Source organism: Enterobacter cloacae complex sp. 2024EL-00711, from assembly GCF_047529885.1.
Classification (GTDB): Bacteria; Pseudomonadota; Gammaproteobacteria; order Enterobacterales; family Enterobacteriaceae; genus Enterobacter; species Enterobacter ludwigii.
On the sequence record NZ_JBLIZC010000002.1, the window covers coordinates 520889 to 544567 of the forward strand.

At 53.7% G+C, this 23679-nt stretch carries 23 protein-coding genes; 19 read left to right on the top strand and 4 right to left on the bottom strand.

The window, feature by feature from the left end; all coding sequences use genetic code 11:
- The first annotated feature begins 24 nt into the window (after positions 1–24).
- Together azuC and ACMVME_RS08875 are read left to right on the top strand one after the other, a co-directional pair.
- Positions 25–108 carry a stress response protein AzuC gene (azuC, locus tag ACMVME_RS08870; protein WP_014832437.1) on the top strand — a complete coding sequence of 28 codons (84 nt, stop codon included), beginning with the start codon at positions 25–27 and terminating at the stop codon, positions 106–108.
- Between the two features lie 109 nt (positions 109–217).
- Positions 218–469 carry a DUF2766 family protein gene (locus ACMVME_RS08875; protein ID WP_014170688.1) on the top strand — a complete coding sequence of 84 codons (252 nt, stop codon included), beginning with the start codon at positions 218–220 and terminating at the stop codon, positions 467–469.
- A 49-nt stretch (positions 470–518) separates the two neighbouring features.
- Here the strand turns inward: ACMVME_RS08875 and ACMVME_RS08880 are convergent, their stop codons facing one another.
- Both ACMVME_RS08880 and ACMVME_RS08885 read right to left on the bottom strand, forming a co-directional pair.
- Positions 519–1862 (bottom strand): anaerobic C4-dicarboxylate transporter, encoded by a 1344-nt coding sequence (locus ACMVME_RS08880; RefSeq protein WP_020883368.1) that lies wholly within the window; start codon positions 1860–1862, stop codon positions 519–521.
- Positions 1863–2038: 176 nt separating this feature from the next.
- The gene (locus ACMVME_RS08885; RefSeq protein WP_020883369.1) at positions 2039–2542 is read right to left on the bottom strand and encodes a non-heme ferritin-like protein; all 504 of its coding nucleotides are present in this window, start codon (positions 2540–2542) and stop codon (positions 2039–2041) included.
- 507 nt (positions 2543–3049) lie between these two features.
- Between ACMVME_RS08885 and ACMVME_RS08890 the strand changes: the two genes are divergently transcribed.
- From ACMVME_RS08890 to otsA, 6 genes are all read left to right on the top strand, one after another.
- Positions 3050–3607, top strand: coding sequence for a DJ-1 family glyoxalase III (locus tag ACMVME_RS08890; protein WP_032679709.1), 558 nt, complete (start codon positions 3050–3052; stop codon positions 3605–3607).
- 316 nt (positions 3608–3923) lie between these two features.
- A complete protein-coding gene (gene araF, locus ACMVME_RS08895) occupies positions 3924–4913 on the top strand; it encodes an arabinose ABC transporter substrate-binding protein AraF (RefSeq protein WP_020883371.1) in 990 nt (329 codons plus the stop codon).
- A 71-nt stretch (positions 4914–4984) separates the two neighbouring features.
- Positions 4985–6499: an L-arabinose ABC transporter ATP-binding protein AraG gene (gene araG, locus ACMVME_RS08900; RefSeq protein WP_068794750.1), complete on the top strand. Its 1515-nt coding sequence runs from the start codon at positions 4985–4987 to the stop codon at positions 6497–6499.
- A 14-nt stretch (positions 6500–6513) separates the two neighbouring features.
- On the top strand, positions 6514–7494 hold the full coding sequence (gene araH / locus ACMVME_RS08905) for an arabinose ABC transporter permease AraH (RefSeq protein ID WP_014884358.1): 981 nt from the start codon (positions 6514–6516) through the stop codon (positions 7492–7494).
- A gap of 176 nt (positions 7495–7670) precedes the next feature.
- Entirely contained in the window at positions 7671–8474 is an 804-nt protein-coding gene (gene otsB / locus ACMVME_RS08910; protein ID WP_068794749.1) for a trehalose-phosphatase, read from the top strand.
- The gene (gene otsA, locus ACMVME_RS08915; RefSeq protein WP_068794748.1) at positions 8449–9873 is read left to right on the top strand and encodes an alpha,alpha-trehalose-phosphate synthase; all 1425 of its coding nucleotides are present in this window, start codon (positions 8449–8451) and stop codon (positions 9871–9873) included. The genes otsB and otsA overlap by 26 nt, the downstream gene beginning before the upstream one ends.
- A gap of 15 nt (positions 9874–9888) precedes the next feature.
- Here otsA and uspC read toward each other — a convergent pair whose 3' ends face one another.
- The gene (gene uspC / locus ACMVME_RS08920) at positions 9889–10317 is read right to left on the bottom strand and encodes a universal stress protein UspC (protein WP_014170679.1); all 429 of its coding nucleotides are present in this window, start codon (positions 10315–10317) and stop codon (positions 9889–9891) included.
- A 796-nt stretch (positions 10318–11113) separates the two neighbouring features.
- Between uspC and flhD the strand changes: the two genes are divergently transcribed.
- The 6 genes from flhD to cheW all read left to right on the top strand — a co-directional run bounded on the left by flhD (position 11114) and on the right by cheW (position 16543).
- Positions 11114–11464 carry a flagellar transcriptional regulator FlhD gene (gene flhD / locus ACMVME_RS08925; RefSeq protein WP_020883374.1) on the top strand — a complete coding sequence of 117 codons (351 nt, stop codon included), beginning with the start codon at positions 11114–11116 and terminating at the stop codon, positions 11462–11464.
- A 2-nt stretch (positions 11465–11466) separates the two neighbouring features.
- Positions 11467–12045, top strand: a complete 579-nt coding sequence (gene flhC / locus ACMVME_RS08930; RefSeq protein ID WP_014170677.1) for a flagellar transcriptional regulator FlhC — start codon at positions 11467–11469, stop codon at positions 12043–12045.
- Between the two features lie 123 nt (positions 12046–12168).
- Positions 12169–13056, top strand: coding sequence for a flagellar motor stator protein MotA (gene motA, locus ACMVME_RS08935; protein ID WP_008500417.1), 888 nt, complete (start codon positions 12169–12171; stop codon positions 13054–13056).
- A complete protein-coding gene (gene motB / locus ACMVME_RS08940; RefSeq protein WP_014170676.1) occupies positions 13053–13982 on the top strand; it encodes a flagellar motor protein MotB in 930 nt (309 codons plus the stop codon). Before motA ends, motB begins: the two co-directional genes overlap by 4 nt.
- A 4-nt stretch (positions 13983–13986) precedes the next feature.
- The gene (cheA, locus tag ACMVME_RS08945; RefSeq protein ID WP_068794747.1) at positions 13987–16020 is read left to right on the top strand and encodes a chemotaxis protein CheA; all 2034 of its coding nucleotides are present in this window, start codon (positions 13987–13989) and stop codon (positions 16018–16020) included.
- 19 nt (positions 16021–16039) lie between these two features.
- Positions 16040–16543: a chemotaxis protein CheW gene (gene cheW, locus ACMVME_RS08950; protein ID WP_014170674.1), complete on the top strand. Its 504-nt coding sequence runs from the start codon at positions 16040–16042 to the stop codon at positions 16541–16543.
- Between the two features lie 189 nt (positions 16544–16732).
- On the opposite strand, the gene ACMVME_RS08955 is transcribed toward cheW, so the two are convergent.
- Positions 16733–17992 carry a dicarboxylate/amino acid:cation symporter gene (locus tag ACMVME_RS08955; protein WP_025203835.1) on the bottom strand — a complete coding sequence of 420 codons (1260 nt, stop codon included), beginning with the start codon at positions 17990–17992 and terminating at the stop codon, positions 16733–16735.
- Positions 17993–18422: 430 nt separating this feature from the next.
- Between ACMVME_RS08955 and ACMVME_RS08960 the strand changes: the two genes are divergently transcribed.
- Genes ACMVME_RS08960 through ACMVME_RS08980 form a run of 5 tightly spaced genes read left to right on the top strand, consistent with a single transcriptional unit; the run spans position 18423 to position 23653 of the window.
- Positions 18423–18995 (top strand): spore coat protein U domain-containing protein, encoded by a 573-nt coding sequence (locus ACMVME_RS08960; protein WP_020883378.1) that lies wholly within the window; start codon positions 18423–18425, stop codon positions 18993–18995.
- Between the two features lie 12 nt (positions 18996–19007).
- A complete protein-coding gene (locus tag ACMVME_RS08965; protein ID WP_032680764.1) occupies positions 19008–19556 on the top strand; it encodes a spore coat U domain-containing protein in 549 nt (182 codons plus the stop codon).
- Positions 19557–19572: 16 nt separating this feature from the next.
- Positions 19573–20334 (top strand): molecular chaperone, encoded by a 762-nt coding sequence (locus ACMVME_RS08970; protein ID WP_032680765.1) that lies wholly within the window; start codon positions 19573–19575, stop codon positions 20332–20334.
- Positions 20310–22694 (top strand): fimbria/pilus outer membrane usher protein, encoded by a 2385-nt coding sequence (locus tag ACMVME_RS08975; RefSeq protein WP_032680767.1) that lies wholly within the window; start codon positions 20310–20312, stop codon positions 22692–22694. Before ACMVME_RS08970 ends, ACMVME_RS08975 begins: the two co-directional genes overlap by 25 nt.
- Positions 22691–23653, top strand: a complete 963-nt coding sequence (locus tag ACMVME_RS08980; RefSeq protein WP_032680768.1) for a spore coat protein U domain-containing protein — start codon at positions 22691–22693, stop codon at positions 23651–23653. The genes ACMVME_RS08975 and ACMVME_RS08980 overlap by 4 nt, the downstream gene beginning before the upstream one ends.
- Positions 23654–23679 lie beyond the last annotated feature (26 nt).

The following is a 23679-nucleotide window of genomic DNA, read 5'->3' on the forward strand; positions in this document are numbered from 1 at the left end:
ATAACAAGTTAATGGAGCTACCTGATGAAACTTCGCAAAATCCTGAAAAGTATGTGGGCTAACTACTGCAACACTTTTAAAGATGTGCCACCGGGCGCAATGTTCTGATGAAAAAAACCTGCTTCGGCGGGTTTTTTTGTGCCCGTAAGCGACGAGAGGGAGATGAATGGGCCTGCGTTTTGTTACTATGGCGGCCTTTAAATAAGGAGAAAGCCCCATGTCACAAAACCTGAGCGCCGATCAGGAGCTGGTGTCTGACGTTGTCGCCTGTCAGTTAGTTATCAAACAAATCCTTGATGTCCTGGACGTTATTGCGCCGGTTGAAGTGCGCGAGAAGATGTCCACGCAGCTGAAAAATATCGATTTCAACAGCCATCCCGCTGCGGCTGACCCGGTCACGCTTCGCGCTATTCAGAAAGCCATCGCGCTGATTGAACTGCGATTCACGCCGCAGGGCGAGTCTCACTAAAGCCCGCCTGACGCTAAAAAGGGCGACCGTTTGTCGCCCTTCGCTCACCTTAAAAGAACGTCTGTACCAGCAGATAGCTCGCCGCACACGCGCAGCTAACGCCAATTAATCCCGGCAGAATAAAGCTGTGGTTAATGATAAATTTGCCGATGCGGGTTGTGCCCGAACGGTCAAAGCCGATGCAGGCTAAATCGCTTGGGTAGGTCGGCAGGACAAAATAGCCGTAAGAGGCCGGGAAAAAGGCGATCAGCATTTTCGGGTCGATTCCCAGCATCAGCCCCATAGGCGCAACGGCCGTCAGGGCTGCCGCCTGGCTGTTCACCAGCTTTGATACCAGGAACAGCACAATCGCGTAGGTCCACGGATGGCTTTTCACCACGCCTTCCAGCGCCAGCTTTAACTCATCAAGATGCGCCTGGAAAAAGGTATCGCTCATCCACGCCACCCCGAACACCGAGAAGATCGCGACCATACCCGCCTTAAACACCGCGCCGTTAGAAATGGCAGACGCATTGACCTTGCAGGCCATCAGCATTACGGCACCGGCAATTAACATCATCATCTGGATGACAAGGTTCATCGACAACGCCGTCATTTTTCCTTTTATCTCAAATGCAGGGCGCAGGTCGGGGAATGCCCCCAGCAGGACAACCACGGCAATGCCGGCGAAGAAAATCCACGTGGACCAGTAGGCCTGTTTTGGAAAACGTTGATTCATTAACGTTTCCGTCCCGCCGTAGATGAATTCACGCTGCTTCGGATCTTTGAGCTTTTCCTGAAACTCCTTATCGTCCGCTAGCGCTTTCCCGCGACGCAAACTCCACAGCGCAGCAATCGCCACACCGAACAGTGAGGCAGGAACCGAGACGGCGAGAATTTCCAGTATTCCCCACGCGTGGCCGAGCCCATGCTGCGCGCCCAGAATGGAGACCAGTGACACAACGGCCACGGAGACCGGCGAGGCCGTAATTGCCATCTGCGATGCCACTGATGCCACGGCCATTGGGCGTTCCGGGCGGATCCCTTTTTTCAGGGCGATATCCGCAATGATGGGAAACATGGTGTACACCACGTGTCCGGTCCCGCAGAGAAAGGTCAGCATCCAGGTGGTAAAAGGGGCGAGAAGCGTGATGTGTTGAGGATGTTTGCGCAGCAGGCGCTCAGCAAATTGCATCATGACGTTCAGGCCGCCTGCGGTCTGAAGCGTTGCGGCACATCCAATGACGGCGAGAATGGTCAGCATCACGTCAACCGGCGGTTTGCCGGGTTGCAGACCAAAGACAAAACATAAAATAAAAAGCCCAATACCGCTTATCAACCCAAGCCCCATGCCGCCGAAACGCGTACCTGTCAGCAGGCAGAGGAGGATGACAATAAACTCAATGGTGATCATGATGCTCCCTCGTCAATGATAATGTAATTAAATAAATCATTACATGTTGTGTGGTTAATCATTGAGAGCGAGATCTGATTTGTTAAATCTTAGCAAAAGCAGAAGGTTGGCGACGAGAAGGGGAACCTGCTCCCGGTGGGCCGAAAAGCGCGCCTGGCCGGGAGCAGGAAAAATGATCAGTGGTGCTGTACCGTCACAAGGTCAAGCAGATGACGGTCGGTTTGTTCCGGACATAGACCCGCCTGCTGCGCGTTATGGATTTCGTCCGCCAGCGTTTTAAGCAGCATGCCGTCCTGCTGTTGCGCTTTATCCATATCGCGTAAGAATTTAAGGGTTTTGGTGTCGTGTTGTGCTCTGGCTTCATCGGCCAGCTTGTTAAGCGTGCTGCAACGCTGTTCGTACTGTTCCAGCGTTTTCTCAAACAATTCTTCCAGAGAAGAGTAGTTATCGTCGATCGTATCAAGCGCTTTTACGGTTGGGTTTGCCCCTGCGGCTTTCATGAAGTTAAAAACACGCATCATATGGGTGACGTTGCTTTGCGCCTGGCTGCGAAAAAAAGTGGCGGAGCCATTGAGACTGTTTTCGGAACACCACGAGCTGATATGCAGGTGCAGATTCGAGGCATAGAACTCGAGGTTCAACTGGGCATTGAGTTTTTGCATCATCGTTTGGGTAGTCATACTCATATCCTTATTGACTGTGGGACGTGATGTCCGCGGCTAACCTGACCCGGCAGGCACATATAATGGAATGCAGAAATGGCATTTCTGCGGCGACAAAAGTCGATCGAATATTCACTTCCTGTGTTCGATATAAATAAGCATACCCTTGTATTCTGTCTAAGAAAACTCTCAATTAGGCTGTGTTTACCATACATTACAAAATTTAATATAGTACAGAAATGAAAACAGGTGGATATAAATTAACACATTACTAACTGATTGATTTTTAAGTGTTTGTGTATTTTTTTATCTCGTTTTTTCAAGAGTGAAAATATTAAGGCAACAGAATCTTCTGTGACGATGTGAAAAACAGATCAATCAATCAGGATATATTTTGAGGAATAAAATTGCGCTAAATCAATTTATCGCTAAAAGGCGAGTGTGTGATCGCTGTGCAAGATTGTTCTTAATGATTATGTAAAAATGAAACACTGTTTTATCTTGTTTCAATCATTGAGGTCTATGATGGCAAAGGTTGCGGTGCTGTTGGCACCCGGTTTTGAGGAAGCAGAGGCGATTATCACCATTGATATTTTGCGCCGGCTGAACATCGACGTGGAAACTCTGGCCTGCGCGCAGTCGCGTGCAGTGGTCAGTTACCATAACATTCCCATGGTGGCAGACAGCACCTTATCAGAACGCAGCGATTCGCTTTACGATGCGATTGTTCTACCCGGGGGACCCCAGGGCAGCGCAAATCTGGCCGCGGATCCGCAGGTTATCCGTTTTATTTCTGCACATGACGCGCGCGGAAAGCTGATTTGCCCTATTTGTTCAGCAGCGGCGCGCGTGCTGGGGGGAAATGGGCTGCTTCGGGGGCGTCGCTACGTCTGCTCCGGGGATTTATGGGAGACGGTAAAAGACGGTGAATATGTGGATGCACCGGTCGTCCAGGATAAAAACCTGCTCAGTGGCAAAGGTCTTGGTCATGCTTTTGACTTTGCGCTGGCCCTGGCTGCTCGACTGTTGGGTGACGAAACGCCCGTTCGCGATCACGCTGACCACATCTATTACGCCTGGTAAATTTCCCGCCGGATGCTAGAGCGTCCGGCGCTCAGGGACTTCTTAGCTGATCTTATGGATAATTCTGCTTAACCCCGTTTCATTTGTCCGACAATTCCTGCCGTTTTTATGTCATTTTCCGCTGAATTTATGTACGCAATTACTGTAATTCTGCGGTGTGATGGCGCTCTCTTATGGATGATTAATTTCCCGCTAAAACTATCACCAGCAATAACGCTTATGACGAGGTAAGCGCTAATGCCTTGTTTTAAGTCCGATTAAATAAGAAGCACGCAAATATTCCCTACAGAAAAGAATGCTAAAGCTGGAGTTTACCATGCACAAATTTACTAAAGCGCTGGCGGCCGTTGGTCTGGCTGCTGTTATGTCACAATCCGCTATCGCAGAGAATTTAAAACTCGGTTTTTTGGTAAAACAGCCAGAAGAGCCGTGGTTCCAGACTGAGTGGAAATTCGCCGATAAAGCCGGAAAAGATTTAGGTTTTGACGTCATTAAAATCGCCGTGCCTGACGGTGAAAAAACCCTGAACGCCATCGACAGCCTGGCGGCCAGCGGTGCGAAAGGTTTCGTTATCTGTACACCCGATCCAAAACTGGGGTCGGCAATTGCGGCTAAAGCGCGCGGTTACGACATGAAGGTTATTGCCGTTGACGATCAGTTCGTCAATGCCAAAGGCAAGCCAATGGACACCGTGCCGCTGGTAATGATGGCCGCGACCAAAATTGGTGAGCGCCAGGGTCAGGAACTCTATAAAGAGATGCAAAAGCGCGGCTGGGATGTAAAAGAGACGGGCGTCATGGCCATCACGGCTGATGAGCTGGATACTGCACGTCGTCGTACTACCGGTTCCATGGACGCTCTGAAAGCCGCCGGCTTCCCGGAAAAACAGATCTATAAAGTGCCTACCAAATCCAACGATATCCCCGGCGCGTTCGACGCCGCGAACTCAATGCTGGTTCAACACCCGGAAGTTAAACACTGGCTGGTGGTCGGTATGAACGACAACACCGTGCTGGGTGGCGTGCGTGCTACAGAAGGTCAGGGCTTCAAAGCTCCGGATGTTATCGGTATCGGCATCAACGGCGTTGACGCCGTCAGCGAACTGTCCAAAGCGCAGGCGACCGGCTTCTACGGCTCTCTGCTGCCAAGCCCGGACGTACACGGCTACAAATCCAGTGAAATGCTCTACAACTGGGTGACCAAAGGGGCTGAACCGCCGAAATTTACTGAAGTGACCGATGTGGTGCTGATTACCCGCGACAACTTCAAAGAGGAACTGGCGAAAAAAGGACTGGGCGGTAAGTAATACGCTGTGATTGCGCCCCTCATTCACCATGAGGGGCCAGACGTACACACTACAGGAATCACGGAGACGTTATGCGACAGTCTGATCCGTATCTCTCATTTCGCGGCATCGGGAAAACGTTCCCCGGTGTTAACGCGCTGACCGATATCAGTTTCGACTGCTATGCCGGCCAGGTTCATGCCCTGATGGGTGAAAACGGCGCGGGGAAATCCACGCTGTTGAAAATCCTCAGCGGCAACTATTCCCCTACGACCGGCACACTGGCCATTCGTGGCGAAGAGGTGGCTTTTGCTGATACCACGGCGGCGCTTAATGCCGGGGTGGCCATTATCTATCAGGAACTGCACCTGATCCCAGAGATGACCGTGGCCGAGAACATCTATTTAGGACAGCTCCCGCACAAAAGCGGCGTGGTTAATCGTTCGCTACTTAATTATGAAGCAGGGCTGCAGCTTAAACATCTTGGGCTGGACGTCGATCCTCAGACGCCGCTGAAATACCTCTCCATCGGCCAGTGGCAGATGGTTGAAATTGCCAAGGCTCTGGCGCGTAACGCCAGAATTATTGCCTTTGATGAACCCACCAGTTCGCTTTCCGCACGTGAAATCGAAAACCTGTTCCGTGTGATCCGGGAGTTGCGCCAGGAAGGCCGCACGATTTTGTATGTTTCGCACCGTATGGAAGAGATATTTGCCCTGAGCGACGCCATCACCGTGTTTAAAGATGGCCGCTATGTGCGCACCTTTAGCGATATGGCGCAGGTGAACCATGACCAGCTTGTACAGGCGATGGTCGGACGCGATCTGGGGGACATTTATCACTGGAAACCGCGTGAGTACGGCCCTGAACGCCTGCGACTGGATAATGTAAAAGCGCCGGGAGTACGCATGCCGGTTTCGTTATCGGTACGCAACGGTGAAATCGTCGGGCTGTTCGGCCTGGTGGGCGCTGGGCGTAGCGAATTAATGAAAGGGCTGTTCGGTGGCACGCGCATTACCGAAGGCGTGGTGTCTATTGACGGCGCAGCGGTGGATATTCAGAAGCCCGCCCACGCGATTAAGGCAGGCATGATGCTCTGCCCGGAAGATCGCAAAGCGGAGGGGATTATTCCGGTGCATTCGGTGCGTGACAACATCAATATCTCCGCCCGTCGCAAATTTATCCGCGCAGGATGCCTGATCAACGATAGCTGGGAATCGAGCAATGCCGATCACCACATTCGTTCACTCAATATCAAAACGCCGGGACCGGAACAGCTGATCATGAATCTTTCCGGGGGCAACCAGCAGAAGGCCATTCTGGGCCGCTGGCTGTCGGAGGATATGAAGGTCATTTTACTGGACGAACCGACGCGCGGTATCGATGTGGGGGCAAAACACGAGATTTATAAAGTGATCTATGAACTGGCAAAACGCGGCGTGGCGGTGCTCTTCGCCTCCAGCGATCTGCCTGAAGTGCTTGGCGTCGCCGATCGCATTGTCGTCATGCGTGAAGGTGAAATTGCCGGTGAATTGCTTCATGAACAGGCGAATGAACAACAGGCGTTGAATCTCGCCATGCCTAAAGTCAGCCAGGCTGTCGCCTGAGTAAGGAGTTAATGATGTCCTCTGTTACTACATCCGGAGCGCCAAAATCGGCGTTCAGTTTTGGCCGAATCTGGGATCAGTACGGCATGCTGGTGGTCTTTGCCGCCCTGTTTGTCGCCTGCGCGATCTTCGTTCCTAATTTTGCCACCTTTATTAATATGAAAGGGCTGGGGCTGGCCATTTCCATGTCCGGCATGGTGGCCTGCGGTATGCTGTTCTGTCTGGCCTCGGGCGATTTTGACCTGTCGGTGGCCTCGGTTATTGCCTGTGCCGGTGTCACCACGGCTGTGGTAATCAACATGACGGAGAGCCTGTGGATTGGCGTGCTGGCGGGTCTGTTACTGGGCGTGCTCAGCGGTCTGGTGAACGGCTTTGTCATTGCTCGTCTGAAGATTAACGCCCTGATCACAACGCTTGCGACCATGCAAATTGTGCGAGGTCTTGCCTATATCATCTCTGACGGTAAAGCGGTGGGGATTGAAGACGAGCGCTTCTTTACCCTTGGTTACGCTAACTGGCTGGGGCTGCCAGCGCCAATCTGGCTGACCGTGGCCTGTCTTATCCTGTTCGGGTTCCTGCTCAACCGGACCACGTTTGGCCGTAATACTCTGGCTATCGGGGGCAATGAAGAAGCCGCACGTCTGGCCGGTGTGCCGGTGGTGCGTACCAAGATTATTATCTTTGTTCTTTCCGGGCTGGTCTCTGCAGCCGCAGGGATTATTCTGGCGTCGCGAATGACCAGTGGCCAGCCAATGACCTCTATCGGTTATGAGCTGATCGTCATTTCAGCCTGTGTTTTGGGGGGCGTTTCCCTGAAAGGCGGCATCGGAAAAATCTCATATGTGGTGGCCGGTATCCTGATCCTGGGGACGGTAGAGAACGCCATGAACCTGCTCAATATTTCGCCGTTCTCTCAGTACGTCGTTCGTGGCCTGATCTTGCTGGCAGCGGTGATATTCGACCGTTACAAGCAAAAAGCGAAGCGCACCGTCTGAGGTTTTTCCTATCTTTATATTGCTCAACTAATAACCTTAGCTGACCCCCGAACCGCCTCGCCAGTTTTGCTGGCGAGGCGGTTGTCAAATGGCGAGCGACGTCACACTGTCTATACTTACATGGCTATGAAAGAGGTAAAGGCGTTTACCTCTCGTAAACCGTAAGGAGGAATAGGGTGGCTGACTTGTTAACTGCACCGCCTGTACTGCCCGGACACTATGCTTTCTTTTTTGATCTCGACGGTACGCTCGCCGAGATAAAGCCGCATCCTGACCTGGTGGCGATCCCCGCCACGGTTCTTCAGAAGTTGCATCAGCTCTCGCAGATGACTGAGGGAGCAGTGGCATTGATATCAGGGCGCTCGATGGCCGAACTGGACCAGCTTGCCAGGCCTTATCGCTTTCCGCTGGCCGGTGTACACGGAGCGGAGCGCCGCGACATCCATGATCAAACGCATATCGTTTCACTCCCCGACGCACTAATCCAGGCGCTACAGGTACAACTCTCGTCTGCGCTGGCAGAACTGCCCGGTACGGAGCTTGAAGCCAAAGGGATGGCCTTTGCCCTGCATTATCGCCAGGCGTCGCAGCACGAAGCGGCTGTGCTTGCGCTTGCGACCGCTATAGCAAATGCACATCCGGAGCTGGCGCTGCAGCCGGGTAAATGCGTGGTGGAGCTTAAACCTAAAGGGATCAATAAAGGCGCGGCGATTGCGGCGTTTATGGCGACACCGCCTTTTAACGGCAGGACGCCCGTTTTTATTGGGGATGACCTGACCGATGAGGCAGGGTTTCGTGTGGTGAATCAGGCCGGAGGGATCGCCATCAAGGTCGGGCCTGGTGAGACTGTCGCCGAATGGCGTCTGGCGGATGTCGCCAGCGTCTGGCAGTGGATATCTGACATCGCTAACCAGCAACAACAACAAATAGCGCAAAACAAAGGGGGAAACCATTATGGGTCGCTTAGTCGTCGTCTCTAACCGAATTGCACCGCCTGATGATAAAAAATCCAGTGCAGGTGGCCTGGCGGTTGGGGTATTAGGTGCCTTAAAAGCCGCCGGTGGGCTGTGGTTTGGCTGGAATGGTGAAATCAGTGAAGAACAGAAACCGCTCAAGAAAGTGACGCGCGGAAATATTACGTGGGCGTCGTTTGCGTTAAACGAAAAAGATTATGACGAGTATTACTCGCAATTCTCCAATGCTGTGCTGTGGCCAGCGTTTCACTATCGTCTGGATCTGGTTAAATTCCAGCGCGAGTCCTTTGAAGGCTACACGCGGGTGAATTCGCTGCTGGCGGATAAACTGCTGCCTTTAATCGAGGAAGACGATATTTTATGGATCCACGATTATCACCTGCTGCCCTTCGCCAGAGAGTTGCGTAAAAGGGGAGTGAATAACCGGATTGGTTTTTTCCTGCATATTCCGTTCCCGACGCCGGAAATCTTTACCGCGCTGCCGCCGCATGAAGAGTTGCTGGATGCGCTGTGTGACTTCGATCTGCTGGGCTTCCAGACCGAGAATGACCGACTTGCGTTCCTTGATTCTGTGTCCGGCAAAACGCGAGTGGTGACCAAAGGGGGGAAAACCCATACGGCCTGGGGCAAGACATTCCACACTGAAGTGTATCCCATCGGTATTGAACCTGAAGAGATTGCCGAGCAGGCTTCCGGTCCGCTGCCGCCCAAACTGGCGCAGCTTAAGAATGAACTCAAGCACGTGAAGAATATTTTCTCGGTGGAGCGTCTTGATTATTCCAAAGGGCTGCCGGAACGTTTCCTGGCGTATGAAACGCTGCTGGAGAAGTACCCGCAGCATCACGGTAAAATCCGCTATACGCAGATAGCGCCCACCTCGCGCGGTGAAGTGCAGGCTTATCAGGATATTCGTCACCAGCTGGAGACGGAAGCAGGGCGCATTAATGGCCGCTACGGTCAGTTGGGCTGGACGCCACTGTTTTATCTCAATCAACACTTTGACCGTAAGATCCTGATGAAAGTGTTCCGCTATGCGGATGTCGGGCTGGTTACGCCATTGCGGGACGGGATGAACCTGGTCGCGAAAGAGTACGTCGCCGCCCAGGACCCCGCCGATCCGGGTGTGCTGGTGCTTTCCCAGTTTGCCGGGGCCGCCAATGAATTGACGTCTGCGCTTATCGTTAACCCTTACGATCGTGACGACGTGGCGAATGCCCTCAACCGTGCGCTGACGATGCCGCTCACGGAGCGTATTTCCCGCCATGCCGAGATGATGGAAACGATCCGTAAGAACGATATTAACCACTGGCAGGCGCGTTTTATTCGCGATCTTCGTGATATTGCGCCGCAGAGTAATGAAGGCCACCTGCAAAAAAAGATCGCGACATTCCCTAAACTCGCCTGATTTTCCTCTGGGGGTTTAACGACCCCCAAGAGGCACTAACAACACATCCACCTGGCTTGACGCCACAATCGATTTCGCCGCACAGGCTGCGCGAGAAAAAAAGCTGTGGTTATGATTCCCGCATATTACTAAATCAATATTCTGCTTACTGCATATGCTGAGAATATGCGCATTAAGCTCCCCGGTCGCAATAATGGTGTCATATATAGGATATTGCGCCTTTTCTACCAGCTCGCGCATAAATTGCTGCGTTTCTTCCTGTAAAACCTCACGAATATCTTCCAGCATGGGGGCAGCCAGTTGATTATACATCTCAGGCTCGGCCGCGAGGGTGATCAGGCTGATACGGGCATTATGCGGTCTGGCAATGGAAACCGCCCGGGCGATGAGTTCATGGCTTTCGGGCGAAACCGCAACAGAAACAAGAAGATGGGAGTAACTCATAACGCACTCCTTAGGTGTCTGAAAGACAGCGTCTTAGTCACCATTACCGCGATTTCACCGGATCTGCAAGAGGTGAATACGACATAAGTGTGAAGCTAATCATAATTATTCATTAATTATTCTTATAAGAAGAATAACGGGAAAACGTGCCTAAATGAAAAAAATTAACAACTTAACCTGAATCACACTTTTTTACGTTTCCGGTGTTAAATCGTTTTAACGCGTTATAAACACATTTCTAATGATTACCATGTGAAACAATTGTTATGGGCGTTTTGCATAACTACATGTTTTTTATAGGTAATGAAAATGTGACCTTACGATGGATTCGCTGTGACGCGCATCCGGTCGCTGACACGTTTCGAACAGCACATGTCATGCCACTTCTGCTCATACTCCTGCATGAGTATTCGCCCATAAAGAATAGAAAACAGTGTCGATCGTTCAAAAAATAACCAATTTACAAGTCATACTGATGGATTTATGGGAGATATTCACTTAAATTGTGTGACGTAGATCACATTTTTTTTAAATTTGGGGGTGGCTGCATTGTATGTGTCAAAACTGACGAGTAGAGTTTGCGTCGAATTAGGAAAAATCTTAGTTATTTGTAAGAAATGATAAAACGTGTAAGAGACGTAACCGCGTTTCAGCTGTTGCGCGTTTCAATGAATACAAACCTAAATTCGACTATGCATTTAGCCTTTTCTTTTTTATACCGGGTGATTTCCCGGCGACATCACGGGGTGCGGTCTTTCCGCATAAAAATAATAGTTGGTTATTCGGGATGGGAACAATGCATACATCCGAGTTGCTAAAACATATCTATGACATCAATTTGTCGTATTTACTGCTCGCGCAGCGTTTGATTAGTCAGGACAAGGCGTCCGCGATGTTTCGTCTGGGTATTAATGAAGAAATGGCAACCATGCTGGGTGGGTTAACCCTTCCTCAAATGGTTAAACTGGCGGAAACAAACCAACTGGTTTGCCAGTTCCGTTTTGACAATCCTCAGACTATCACGCGTCTGACGCAGGATTCCCGTGTTGACGATCTTCAACAGATCCATACCGGTATTCTTCTTTCCACTCGCTTGCTTACCGAAATCAGCCAGCCTGATGACGCAGCCCGTAAGAAAAGGGCCTAGCAATGAGCGAGAAAAGCATTGTTCAGGAAGCGCGTGACATACAGTTAGCAATGGAGCTGATTACGCTCGGTGCTCGTTTACAAATGCTGGAAAGCGAGACTCAGCTGAGTCGTGGTCGCCTCATCAAATTGTATAAAGAGTTACGTGGTAGTCCCCCGCCGAAAGGAATGCTGCCGTTTTCAACGGACTGGTTTATGACCTGGGAACAGAACATTCATGCCTCCATGTTCTGTAATGCCTGGCAGTATCTTCTCAAAACCGGTTTGTGTAGCGGCGTTGATGCCGTGATCAAAGCGTATAAACTTTACCTTGAACAATGCCCGCAGCAGGACGAGGGTCCTTTGCTGGCGCTCACCCGCGCATGGACGCTGGTGCGTTTTGTTGAAAGCGGAATGCTTGAGCTGTCGCGCTGTAACTGCTGCGATGGCAATTTTATTACCCATGCGCATCAGCCTGCAGGCAGCTTCGCCTGTAGTTTATGCCAGCCTCCATCCCGAGCAGTAAAAAGACGTAAACTTTCCCGGGAAGCTGCCGATATTATTCCACAACTGCTGGATGAACAGATCGAACAAGCTGTTTAACCCGAACGTGTGGGCAAGATTCCAGCAGCGGTAAGCAATTACCGCTGCTTTTTTTTACCCCGCAAACGGTAAACGCTGCGAGCTGAACATCCTTGCCATAGTCACTAGCGGAAGGATGATGTCGTGCTTATCTTATTAGGTTACCTGGTAGTTCTCGGTACAGTTTTCGGCGGTTACATGATGACCGGCGGGCACCTTGGAGCACTCTATCAACCGGCTGAACTTATTATCATCGGCGGCGCAGGGGTAGGGGCTTTTATCGTTGGTAATAACGGTAAATCGATCAAGGGCACGCTGAAAGCTATTCCACTGCTGTTCCGTCGCTCTAAATACACCAAAAGCATGTATATGGATCTGCTTGCGCTGCTCTATCGTCTGATGGCGAAGTCGCGTCAGCAGGGCATGTTCTCGCTTGAGCGGGATATTGAAAACCCGAAAGAGAGCGAAATTTTTGCCAGCTACCCGCGTATTCTCGCGGACGCAATGATGCTGGATTTCATCGTCGATTACCTGCGACTGATCATCAGCGGCAACATGAACACCTTCGAAATCGAAGCGCTGATGGACGAAGAGATTGAAACGCATGAAAGCGAATCCGAAGTGCCGGCAAACAGCCTGGCGCTGGTGGGCGATTCCCTCCCTGCGTTCGGTATCGTCGCGGCGGTGATGGGCGTGGTACACGCGCTGGCCTCGGCGGATCGTCCTGCGGCAGAGCTGGGCGCGCTGATTGCGCATGCGATGGTGGGCACCTTCCTCGGTATTTTGCTGGCGTATGGTTTTATCTCTCCGCTGGCCAGCGTTCTGCGTCAGAAAAGCGCGGAAACGACCAAAATGATGCAGTGCGTGAAGATCACGCTGCTCTCTAACCTTAACGGTTATGCGCCACCTATCGCAGTTGAATTCGGCCGTAAAACGCTTTATTCCAGCGAGCGCCCGTCGTTTATCGAGCTTGAAGAACACGTGCGTGCGGTGAAAAACCCAAACCAACAGACGACAACTGAGGACGCATGAAAAATCAGTCCCATCCGATCGTCATCGTAAAAAAACGCAAGCACAAGGGGCATGGGCACGGCGCGCATGGTTCCTGGAAAATCGCGTACGCCGATTTTATGACCGCAATGATGGCATTCTTTCTGGTGATGTGGCTCATCTCCATCTCCAGCCCGAAAGAGTTGATCCAGATTGCCGAGTATTTCCGAACGCCGCTGGCGACCGCCGTGACCGGTGGGCAGCGAATCTCTAACAGCGACAGCCCGATCCCTGGCGGCGGCGATGATTACACCCAGCAGAAGGGTGAGGTGAAGAAAGAGCCGAACATCGACGAGCTGAAAAAACGTATGGAGCAAGCGCGCCTGAAGAAACTGCGCGGCGATCTCGATCAGCTGATTGAGGCGGATCCTAAACTGCGTGCCCTGCGACCACACCTGAAGATCGATCTGGTGCAGGAAGGTTTACGTATACAGATTATTGATAGCCAGAATCGCCCGATGTTCAAAACGGGCAGCGCGGAAGTTGAGCCATACATGCGCGACATTTTGCGCGGCATTGCGCCAGTGCTGAACGGTATTCCTAACCGTATCAGCCTGTCTGGACACACGGATGACTTCCCATACGCCACGGGTGAGAAGGGATACAGCAACTGGGAGCTTTCTGCCGATCGTGCCAACGCCTCGCGTCGCGAGCTGGTGGCAGGTGGGCTTGATGATGGCAAGGTACTGCGCGTGGTCGGCATGGCATCAACCATGCGTGTCACTGACCGCGGGCCGGATGACGCCATCAACCGTCGTATCAGTCTTTTAGTGCTGAACCAGCAGGCGGAGCAGGCCATCCTGCACGAAAACGCCGAAAGTCAGAATGAGTCACTGGACGATTTAAAACAGCCTGGGGCCGTTCCTTCGGCTGCCGTTCCAACATCGCCACCAGCCAATCCGAGGTGATAGCGTGAGCATGGATATTAGCGATTTTTACCAGACATTCTTTGATGAAGCCGACGAATTGTTGGCCGATATGGAGCAACACTTGCTGGATTTGGTGCCTGAAGCACCGGACTCCGAGCAGCTCAATGCCATCTTCCGTGCAGCGCACTCGATTAAAGGCGGAGCCGGAACGTTTGGATTTACCATCCTGCAGGAAACGACCCATTTAATGGAAAACCTGCTGGATGAAGCACGACGCGGTGAGATGCAGCTCAATACCGACATTATCAACCTGTTTTTGGAAACCAAAGATATTATGCAGGAACAGCTCGACGCCTATAAAAGCTCGGCAGAGCCTGATGCCGCCAGCTTTGAATACATCTGCAATGCGCTGCGCCAGCTCGCGCTGGAAGCCAAAGGTGACGCAGCCGCAGCTGTTGTTCCGGCAGCCAAACTGAGCGTTGTCGATGCCGTTACCGCACAAGAGGCGGCCCCGGCCGCCGCTGCGAGTAAAGTGCGCGTGGTGCTGTCTCGCCTCAAAGAGAACGAAGTTGACCTTCTTGAAGAAGAGCTGAGTAACCTGGCGAAATTAAGCAACGTGGTGAAAGGCAAAGACAGCCTGAGTGCGACGCTGGAAGAGGGGATCAGCCAGGACGATATCGTGGCGGTCCTGTGCTTTGTTATCGAAGCCGACCAGATCGCGTTTGAAACCGAAACGGCGGCGGTTGACGTGCCAGCGGCAGTGGAAGAGGTGGCGGTTGTTCCTCAGGCGGCCGCGCCTGCCGTTGCGCCTGCGGCGCCGGTATTGAAAGCGGTGCCAAAAGATGTTGCCGCGCCAGGCCGTGGTGAAAAACCGGCCGCGCGCTCCAGTGAATCCACCAGCATCCGCGTCGCCGTCGAGAAAGTTGACCAGCTGATTAACCTGGTGGGTGAACTGGTGATTACCCAGTCGATGCTGGCACAGCGGTCTAACGAACTGGATCCGGTGACCCACGGCGATCTGATTACCAGCATGGGGCAGTTGCAACGTAATGCCCGCGACCTGCAGGAATCGGTGATGTCCATTCGTATGATGCCGATGGAATATGTCTTCAGCCGCTTCCCGCGTCTGGTGCGTGACCTGGCCAGCAAACTGAATAAACAGATTGAACTGACGCTGATGGGCAGCTCCACCGAACTGGATAAAAGCCTGATCGAACGCATTATCGACCCGTTAACGCACCTGGTGCGTAACAGCCTCGACCACGGTATCGAACTGCCGGAAAACCGCATTGCCGCCGGAAAATCCCCGGTCGGGAATCTGATCCTCTCCGCCGAACACCAGGGCGGGAACATCTGCATCGAAGTGACCGATGACGGTGCGGGCCTGAACCGTGAGCGCATTCTGGCGAAAGCCATTTCGCAGGGAATGGCGGTCAACGAAAACATGACTGACGAAGAAGTGGGCATGCTGATCTTCGCGCCAGGCTTCTCGACCGCAGAGCAGGTGACGGACGTTTCCGGACGCGGCGTGGGAATGGACGTGGTGAAGCGTAACATTCAGGAGATGGGCGGCCACGTTGAGATCAAGTCTAAGCAAGGTTCCGGCACCACCATTCGTATCCTGCTGCCGCTGACGCTGGCAATCCTCGACGGCATGTCGGTGAAAGTGGCGGACGAAGTCTTTATTCTGCCGCTGAACGCAGTGATGGAATCGCTGCAGCCGCGTGAAGAAGATCTGCATCCGCTGGCGGGTGGCGAGCGCGTTCTTGAAGTGCGCGGTGAGTACCTGCCGCTGGTCGAATTGTGGAAAGTGTTCGAAGTGGATGGCGCGAAAACCGAGGCCACGCAGGGGATCGTGGTGATCCTGCAAAGTGCGGGTCGCCGCTACGCGCTGCTGGTTGATCAGCTGATTGGCCAGCACCAGGTGGTCGTGAAGAACCTCGAAAGCAACTACCGCAAAGTGCCAGGTATTTCTGCCGCCACTATTCTGGGTGACGGTAGCGTGGCGCTGATCGTTGATGTGTCGGCGCTTCAGGGATTAAATCGTGAACAACGTGTGGCGTACACAGCCGCCTGATTAAGTAGAAGGTAATAACATGACCGGTATGAGTAATGTAACGAAACTGGCGGGCGAGCCATCAGGGCAGGAATTCCTGGTATTCACTTTAGGCGATGAGGAGTACGGCATCGATATCCTGAAAGTGCAGGAAATTCGTGGTTACGACCAGGTTACCCGCATCGCGAATACGCCTGCCTTTATTAAAGGTGTCACCAACCTGCGCGGCGTGATTGTGCCTATCGTTGACCTGCGCGTGAAGTTCAGCCAGGGCGACGTAGACTATAACGAGAACACCGTGGTGATTGTCCTGAATCTGGGGCAGCGCGTGGTTGGGATCGTGGTGGATGGCGTATCTGATGTGCTGTCTCTGACGTCCGATCAAATCCGTCCGGCGCCGGAGTTTGCGGTCACGCTGTCTACCGAGTATCTGACGGGGCTGGGAGCGCTGGGTGAGCGTATGCTGATTCTGGTGAATATTGAGAAGCTGCTGAACAGTGATGAGATGGCGCTGCTGGATATCGCGGCGAATCACGTGGCGTAATGTTTCTCTAAACGGTTCTGTGAGGCTTTCGTGGAACCGTTTCGTTCAGTCGGGCATTTCGGTTATCTGATTCGCCCGCTGCGGTGAACGTATTAAGGGGGCTATTGCAGCCCCCTTATCTTATTCGACTACTGCAGACATGGTATTTTCTGCTGGTCTTAAGGTGAACGAAACCATTCCGCCAACCCGTTACGCTTCCTGCTCTACCAGCTCAGTCTCCGCTTCACGCGCCCCTTCATTTTGCGACAGCATCGCAGTCGCAATACCGTTACCCAGCACGTTAATCGCTGAACGTCCCATATCCAGGAAATGATCGATCCCCATCAGCAGCAAAATACCCGCCACCGGAATATTGAAACTCGGGATGGTTGCCGCCAGCACCACCAGCGACGAACGAGGCACCCCCGCAATCCCTTTTGAAGCCAGCATCAGCGTCAGCATCAGCACGGTCACTTCGGTGAAGCTCAGGTGAATATTGTACGCCTGGGCGATAAACATCGAGGCGAAAGAGCAATACACCATAGAGCCCACCAGGTTAAAGGAGTAACCGATCGGCAGAACGAAAGAGGCGATATTGCGCGAGCAACCAAAACGCTCAAGCTGCTCCAGCGTTTTTGGATACGCCGCTTCTGAACTGCTGGTGGTAAACGCCACCAGCACCGGGTCCTTCAGCATGCTGACCAGGCGGAACACCTCTTTCTTCAGCACCATATAGCCGACGGCCAGCAGCACCATGCAGGTGAGAAGGATTGCCACGTAGTAGCCGCCAATAAAGGAGGCATAGTTCAGCAGAATGCCCAGACCCTGAGTGGCAATCACAGATGAGATGGCGGCGAAAATGGCCAGCGGGGCGACGTACATCACGTAACCCGTCACCTTCAGCATGATATGGGAGACCACATCCAGCGCGGCCACCAGCGGGGCATTGAATTTTTGCCCCAGCGACGCGCCGGCGATGCCGAAGAACATAGAGAAGACCACAATCTGCAGGATTTCATTGTTCGCCATCGCACCGGCGATACTGGTCGGAATGGTATGGGACAAGAACGCTTTCAGCGTCATCCCTCCCACCGCAAGGCCGGTGTCTACCGCCTCTTTCGGGATAGCCAGGTTCAGGCCGCTGCCCGGACGCTCCAGCGTGACGATAAACAGTCCCACCAGAATGGAAAGCACGGATGAGCTAATAAACCACACCATCGCTTTGCCGCCCACGCGACCAATGGTGGAGGTTTCACCCAGTTTCATAATGCCCACGGTCAGCGTGCTGAAGACCAGTGGTGCAATAACCATTTTAATCAGACGCAGGAAAATATCGGTCAGCAGCGTGATGTTATCCGACCATGCTTTGATGGCATCCGCAGAGGCATACTCATGAATCGCCGCCCCTGAAAGAATACCCGCCAGCATGAATATCACGATGAAGAGTGTGAGTTTGTTTGCACTTGCCACGAAAAAAGACCCTCTATGCGCTTTGGTTGCCGTCTGCGCCGATGTATATAGATTTTTTATTACGACGCAGGAAATTATTCGGCACATAAATTGAAGTAAAGCGGAGGGAGATACAACTAGTTTTTAATTTTTATTAATTTTGTTGTTAACGCCTCGACGATATATTGTGATGCAGATCACATTTCAATGGATATATCCTCTGCGTATACGAGAAATAAGGCATTTACAAAGTATTAACATCCTGTTTTATAAATAAATATTCAGTCAATAAGCCATTAGTCTTGCCCTCCACGGCGCGGGTGGTCGAAGCGGTATCCATAAACTAAATTCTCAATAACCCCCGGAAGAGGAACGTTAAGTGGGGCTAACATCTTGAACAGCAAAAATAAAATGTGGCAAGCGAACGGAAATGTCTTCTGGAGGGTGGTAAATGAAAAGAAAACTCCTTTTGATCTGTGCAGGCACGTTGCTGACGGCGACAACAGCCCAACAGGCGCTGGCGGTGACCAGCAGCGGTACTATTGGCGCGACGTTAACCCTGACGAACGGTTGTCTGATAAACGGCTCGCCCACGCAAAATGGCATTAATTTCGGGACCCTGGATTTCGGCACCCATCCCGCAACGTTTTCCACCCTGACGACGCAGTTGACCGGTGCCAGCGGCGGTAACACGTTCACCATTCAATGTACGACCGCCAGCTATACGGTGGCGATCACCGGGAATACCAACTCCACCGCGCCGGGTACCGTCGTGGGAACGCCAGGCACGCCTGCGCGCTATCTGGTCAACACCACCAATGCTGCACAGGGTGTGGCTTACAGCCTGTATAGCGACAGTGGATTTAACAACGTCGTTGCCAACAACGCGGCACTGCCAATAGCGTCAACCGCCGGGGGCATCGACAGTTACACACTTTACGGGCGCATTACCGGGGGCGGTAACAGCGTTACGGTCGTTCCGGGCACCTACACCGACACGATTAACGTCAGCGTCACCTACTAGTTTCACGCAGCCATGAAGGCATCCATTTTGCGTCTGCGCAACAGCGCGGAGGGGATCGTGCACCCTTTGTACGCGCTGATCGTCTGCCTGATGCTGGTGCCTGCGGCGGGTGCTGTGACGTCACAGTCATTTAAGGTCAGCGCGACCATTGTGCCCGGGTGCGCGGTATCCACGGGCAGCGGAGGAGTTTTCGGAACGCTCGATTTCGGTACCCATAACGGGGTGGAGAGTGCCCCGGTGAGCACCAGTTTTGTGCCTAACGGGGCCTTGTCCATCTCCTGCACGCCCGGCGTAGCGCTGAGTATGAGCATTAACGGCGGACAGAATTACTCCTCCGTTCGGCGTATGAAGCGCTCAGGGGGAACGGAAGTGGTGGGATATCGCCTTTACAGCAGCAGTTCGCTGGCGGCGAACAGTGAAATTGGCGTCAATCAGGCAATACCGGTGACCTATACCAACAGTAATAACATTGCGCTGCCGCTTTTTGGCGTGGCGCTGCTGACCGGGTTTAGCCCGGCAGGAACGTATTCTGATCAGCTCACCGTGACCTTGTCATGGTGATAAAGGGAGACAGTCGATGAAGCCATTTTTCAGACACCTTTGTCTGGTGAGTTTGTTGGGGGGAATGGCTGCGGCGACAGGCCAGGCGCAGGCGGCGGCAACCATTCTGTTGTGGCCCATCGATCCGTGGCTGTCAGCGGATGCCAAAGCCACTGAATTATGGATCCAGAATCAGGGGAACAGCGCAACGACAATGCAGGTCCGCATTGTGCGCTGGAAGCAGGAGGGCGGTTATGAACGCTACTCCGCACAGCAGGATGTGGTGGCCAGCCCGCCCATCGTCACCATTGGCAAAGGCAGTAAGCAGCTTATTCGTCTGATTAAGCAGGGTTCGGTGCCGCTCGGCGTTGAACAGGCCTACCGCATTATTGTGGATGAAATCCCCCAGCCGGATGCCAAAGCCGAGCCGGCCATTGGCCTGAAATTGCAAATGCGCTACTCCATTCCTTTGTTCGTTTATGGGCAGGGGATCCCGACCCTCAAAGAGGGGGCGCATCATGCGCTGGTGGAGACCAAAAATCTGAGCTGGCGGGTGACGCAGGAGAAGGGACATCCTGCCCTGGAGGTCCGTAATCAGGGGGATGTGCACGTCAAACTCAGCCAGGTGGCGCTGGAGCAGGGCGGGCAGAAGCGGACGGTTGCAGACGGATTACTCGGGTATGTTCTTGCGGGCAGCACCCGCACCTGGTCAATCCCGGCCGGAATAGGTCAGCCAGACCGGCTGAGCGCGCAGATTAATGCCAGGGATACGCAATGGCAGTCGACGCCCGTCAACTGAAACCGGCGATGATGATCCTGCTCTGCGTCAGTACCAGCACCTGGGCTGAGCCCGGCGATGACAGTTTACCGCCGCCGCCGCAGGCTCAGGCGTTGAACGGCGAAGCGGTCTTTCAGCTCTCGATTGTGTTGAATCACTACGACACCGGTATGGTGGTGCCCGTGACGCAACGCGAGGGGGCATTCTTTATTTCCAGCGCCGACCTGCTGCGGGCAGGGCTTCCGCCGGAGCATGTGCCTGCCGGAGACGTGAACCTTTCTACCCTGCCGCAGGTGCGCGTAGAGTACGACAGCGCCGCGCAGCGTCTGCTGCTGGGCGTTCCGGCCGACTGGGTCGCCTCACGCGTGACCCCTTTCAGCGGACAAATGTCGCAAAGCAAACCACACTTCGGGCGTGGAGCGCTGCTCAATTACGATCTCTACACCAACCATACGGAACATGTCGGCGGACAGGCCTCGCTCTGGCATGAATTCCGCTACTTCAATGAGAACGGCTCCTTTTCTTCAACCGGCTATGCCCGGGAAAATTTCACCGGAAACGACGGTCAGCAGGAAGGGTATGTGCGCTATGACACGACGCTTCTGATGACGAACGAGGACGAGGCAACGACCTGGACCGCCGGGGATGTGATCAGCGATGCCCTGAGCTGGAGCACCAGCGTGCGCATGGGCGGGATCAGCTACGGGCGGGATTTCTCCCTGCGTCCTGACCTCGTGACCTGGCCACTCCCAGAGTTCTCGGGCGAAGCGGCGGTTCCCACCTCGGTGGATCTCTTTATCAATGGCTATCGTTCCGGCTCGACCCAGCTTCAGCCGGGACCGTTCACCCTGACCAATCTGCCCTATATCAACGGAGCAGGGGACGCGGTACTGGTCACCACCGATGCGCTGGGGCGCCAGGTGAGTACCACGCTGCCGTTTTACGTCACCAGCGAATTGCTGAAACAAGGCCTGAGCGACGGGGCGGTGACGCTCGGCAGCCTGCGGCGTAATTACGGCATCAAGAATTTTGACTACGGCCCGGCGGCGGGTAGTGGGTCGTATCGCTATGGCGTTACGGACTGGCTGACGCTGGAGGGCCATGCCGAAGGGGCAGAAACGCTGGCCCTGGGTGGGATGGGGACGGTGGTTAAATTGGGTCGGTTTGGCGTCGTGAATACCGCGTATTCTCAAAGCCGCATGCGCGGAGATAATGGCGGGCAAATCAACTGGGGCTATCAGTACAGTACCAGTGAATTTAGTGTAGCGACACAGCATACGCGGCGCGATCGCGACTTTGGCAACCTCGCCCTCTACGACCAACCGACGGTCTATGACGAAAATGACCGGCCCATCGCCAGTTTTAGTCGCAACACCGACCAGTACTCTCTCACCTTTAACCTGGGCGAGTATGGCAGTCTCGGTGCTGCGTGGATCGGCGTGGAGAGCTTTGACAACCAAAAAACCGAACTGCTGAATCTCTCCTGGAGCCGCAATTTGTGGGGGGCGAGCAGTATTTATCTGGCTGCAAGCCGCGATCAGCAGCGGGGAGACTGGACGGTGGCCATGTCGCTTCAGGTGCCGCTGGGAGAGCGTGACAGTGCCGCCGTAACCTATGAAAACACGCCAGATGCCGGCAGCACGCAGCGTATCAACTACAACCACTCCATGCCTTCCGACGGTGGCTTTAGCTGGAACATGGCATGGGCCAACCAGTCGAAAGCCAATGATTATCAGCAGGGAACGCTGGGCTGGCGCAATAACAACATCGAACTTCAGGGCGGTGGTTATGGCGAAAGGGGCATGATGACCTGGTGGGGAGAGGCGATGGGCGCGATTGTGCTGATGGACGGCGAGCTGTTTGCGGCAAACAAAATCAACGATGCGTTTGTGGTGATCAGCACCGACGGTCACCCGGACGTTCCCGTCAGCTATGAGAACCAGCCGGTCGGCAAAACGAACAATAACGGCTACCTGCTGGTCAGCGGTGTATCGGCTTATTACCCGGCCAGTTATCGCATTGACACCCTGAATCTGCCCGCGGATACCCGGCTGAAAGAGACAGAGCGGCGGCTCGCTATTCGCCGCCACAGCGGTTATCTGGTCGATTTCCCGATGGAGCAGGAGCGGGTGGCAAGCGTCATTCTGCATGACAAGCAGGGGCAGGCTATCCCGGTGGGAAGCCAGGTTCGACGCGCCTCGCGCAACAATGCGGTGGTGGGGTATGACGGCATCGCCTGGCTGGAAAATCTCAACGATGTGAACCCGCTTGAGGTGATTACGCCAGACGGAAAACACTGCTCGGCCACGCTGACCGTGGGGGCCAATCCGGAACATAAACTGCAGACATACGGACCGCTGATTTGCCGGGAGGAACGGTGAAGCGCTTACTGCTGTTGATGCTGCTGCTGTTTTCCGGCGGCGGCTGGGCGGCGTGTACCGTCAGTACGGTAAATGCGTCATTTGGTAGCGTCACCTCGTTCGCGCTCAGCGGAACCGGGGAGGTCGAAACCACCGGCAGGCTGATCGTGGCATGCGACGCCGTGCTCAATCTTCTGACCAACGACTCGGTGACGCTGAACTACACCGCTGCGTCGGTTTCAGGCAACAGCCGTGCCACGATGAAACGCACCGATAATGCGGCCATCACGGATGTGATCCCCACCCGGTTGTGCGGGTTAACGGGGTGTTCGGGGAACAGCGAAGTGCAAATCAGCAAAGCTTATACCTGGAGCGGCAACACCCTGCTGGGATTACTGGGGTCAAAACAGTACAGCATTCCGCTTTATTTCCGCACCGTTGCCGGACAAAACGTCACGGCCGGGCCTTATCAGGTGCTGCTCACCTTCAGCATCAACTACAGCGTCTGTTCCGTGGGCGTGCTGGGCCTTTGCACCGTTCCCCAGACAGGCACGGCGACCACCAGTATTCTTCTCAACATGACCGTTACCAACGACTGCAGCGCCATGACCACGCCGGACGTCAACTTCAACAGTGCGCCGCTGGTGCAAAGTTTCCCCACTGTCTCGCAGGCGATTGCCGTCACCTGTACTAAAGGAAGCACTTACACTATCGGAATTAATAATGGAGCCAACGCGCTGAATAACGTTCGCCGCATGGTGAGCGGCAGTAACTACATGAGTTACGACATTTATAAAGAAGCCACGACCAACCGCTGGGGTGGCAGCGGTACCGAGCGCTGGACCAGCGCAACCTCCTCGCAGGTCAGTACCGACGGTTTATTGCGAACCTACAACTACACTGCCAAAGTCCTTACCAGCCAGTCTACGCCGCCTGCCGGCACCTACACCGATACGCTGATCGTTGACGTTGCGTTTTAACCCCGCGCTTTTCCCTTTCTCAAATG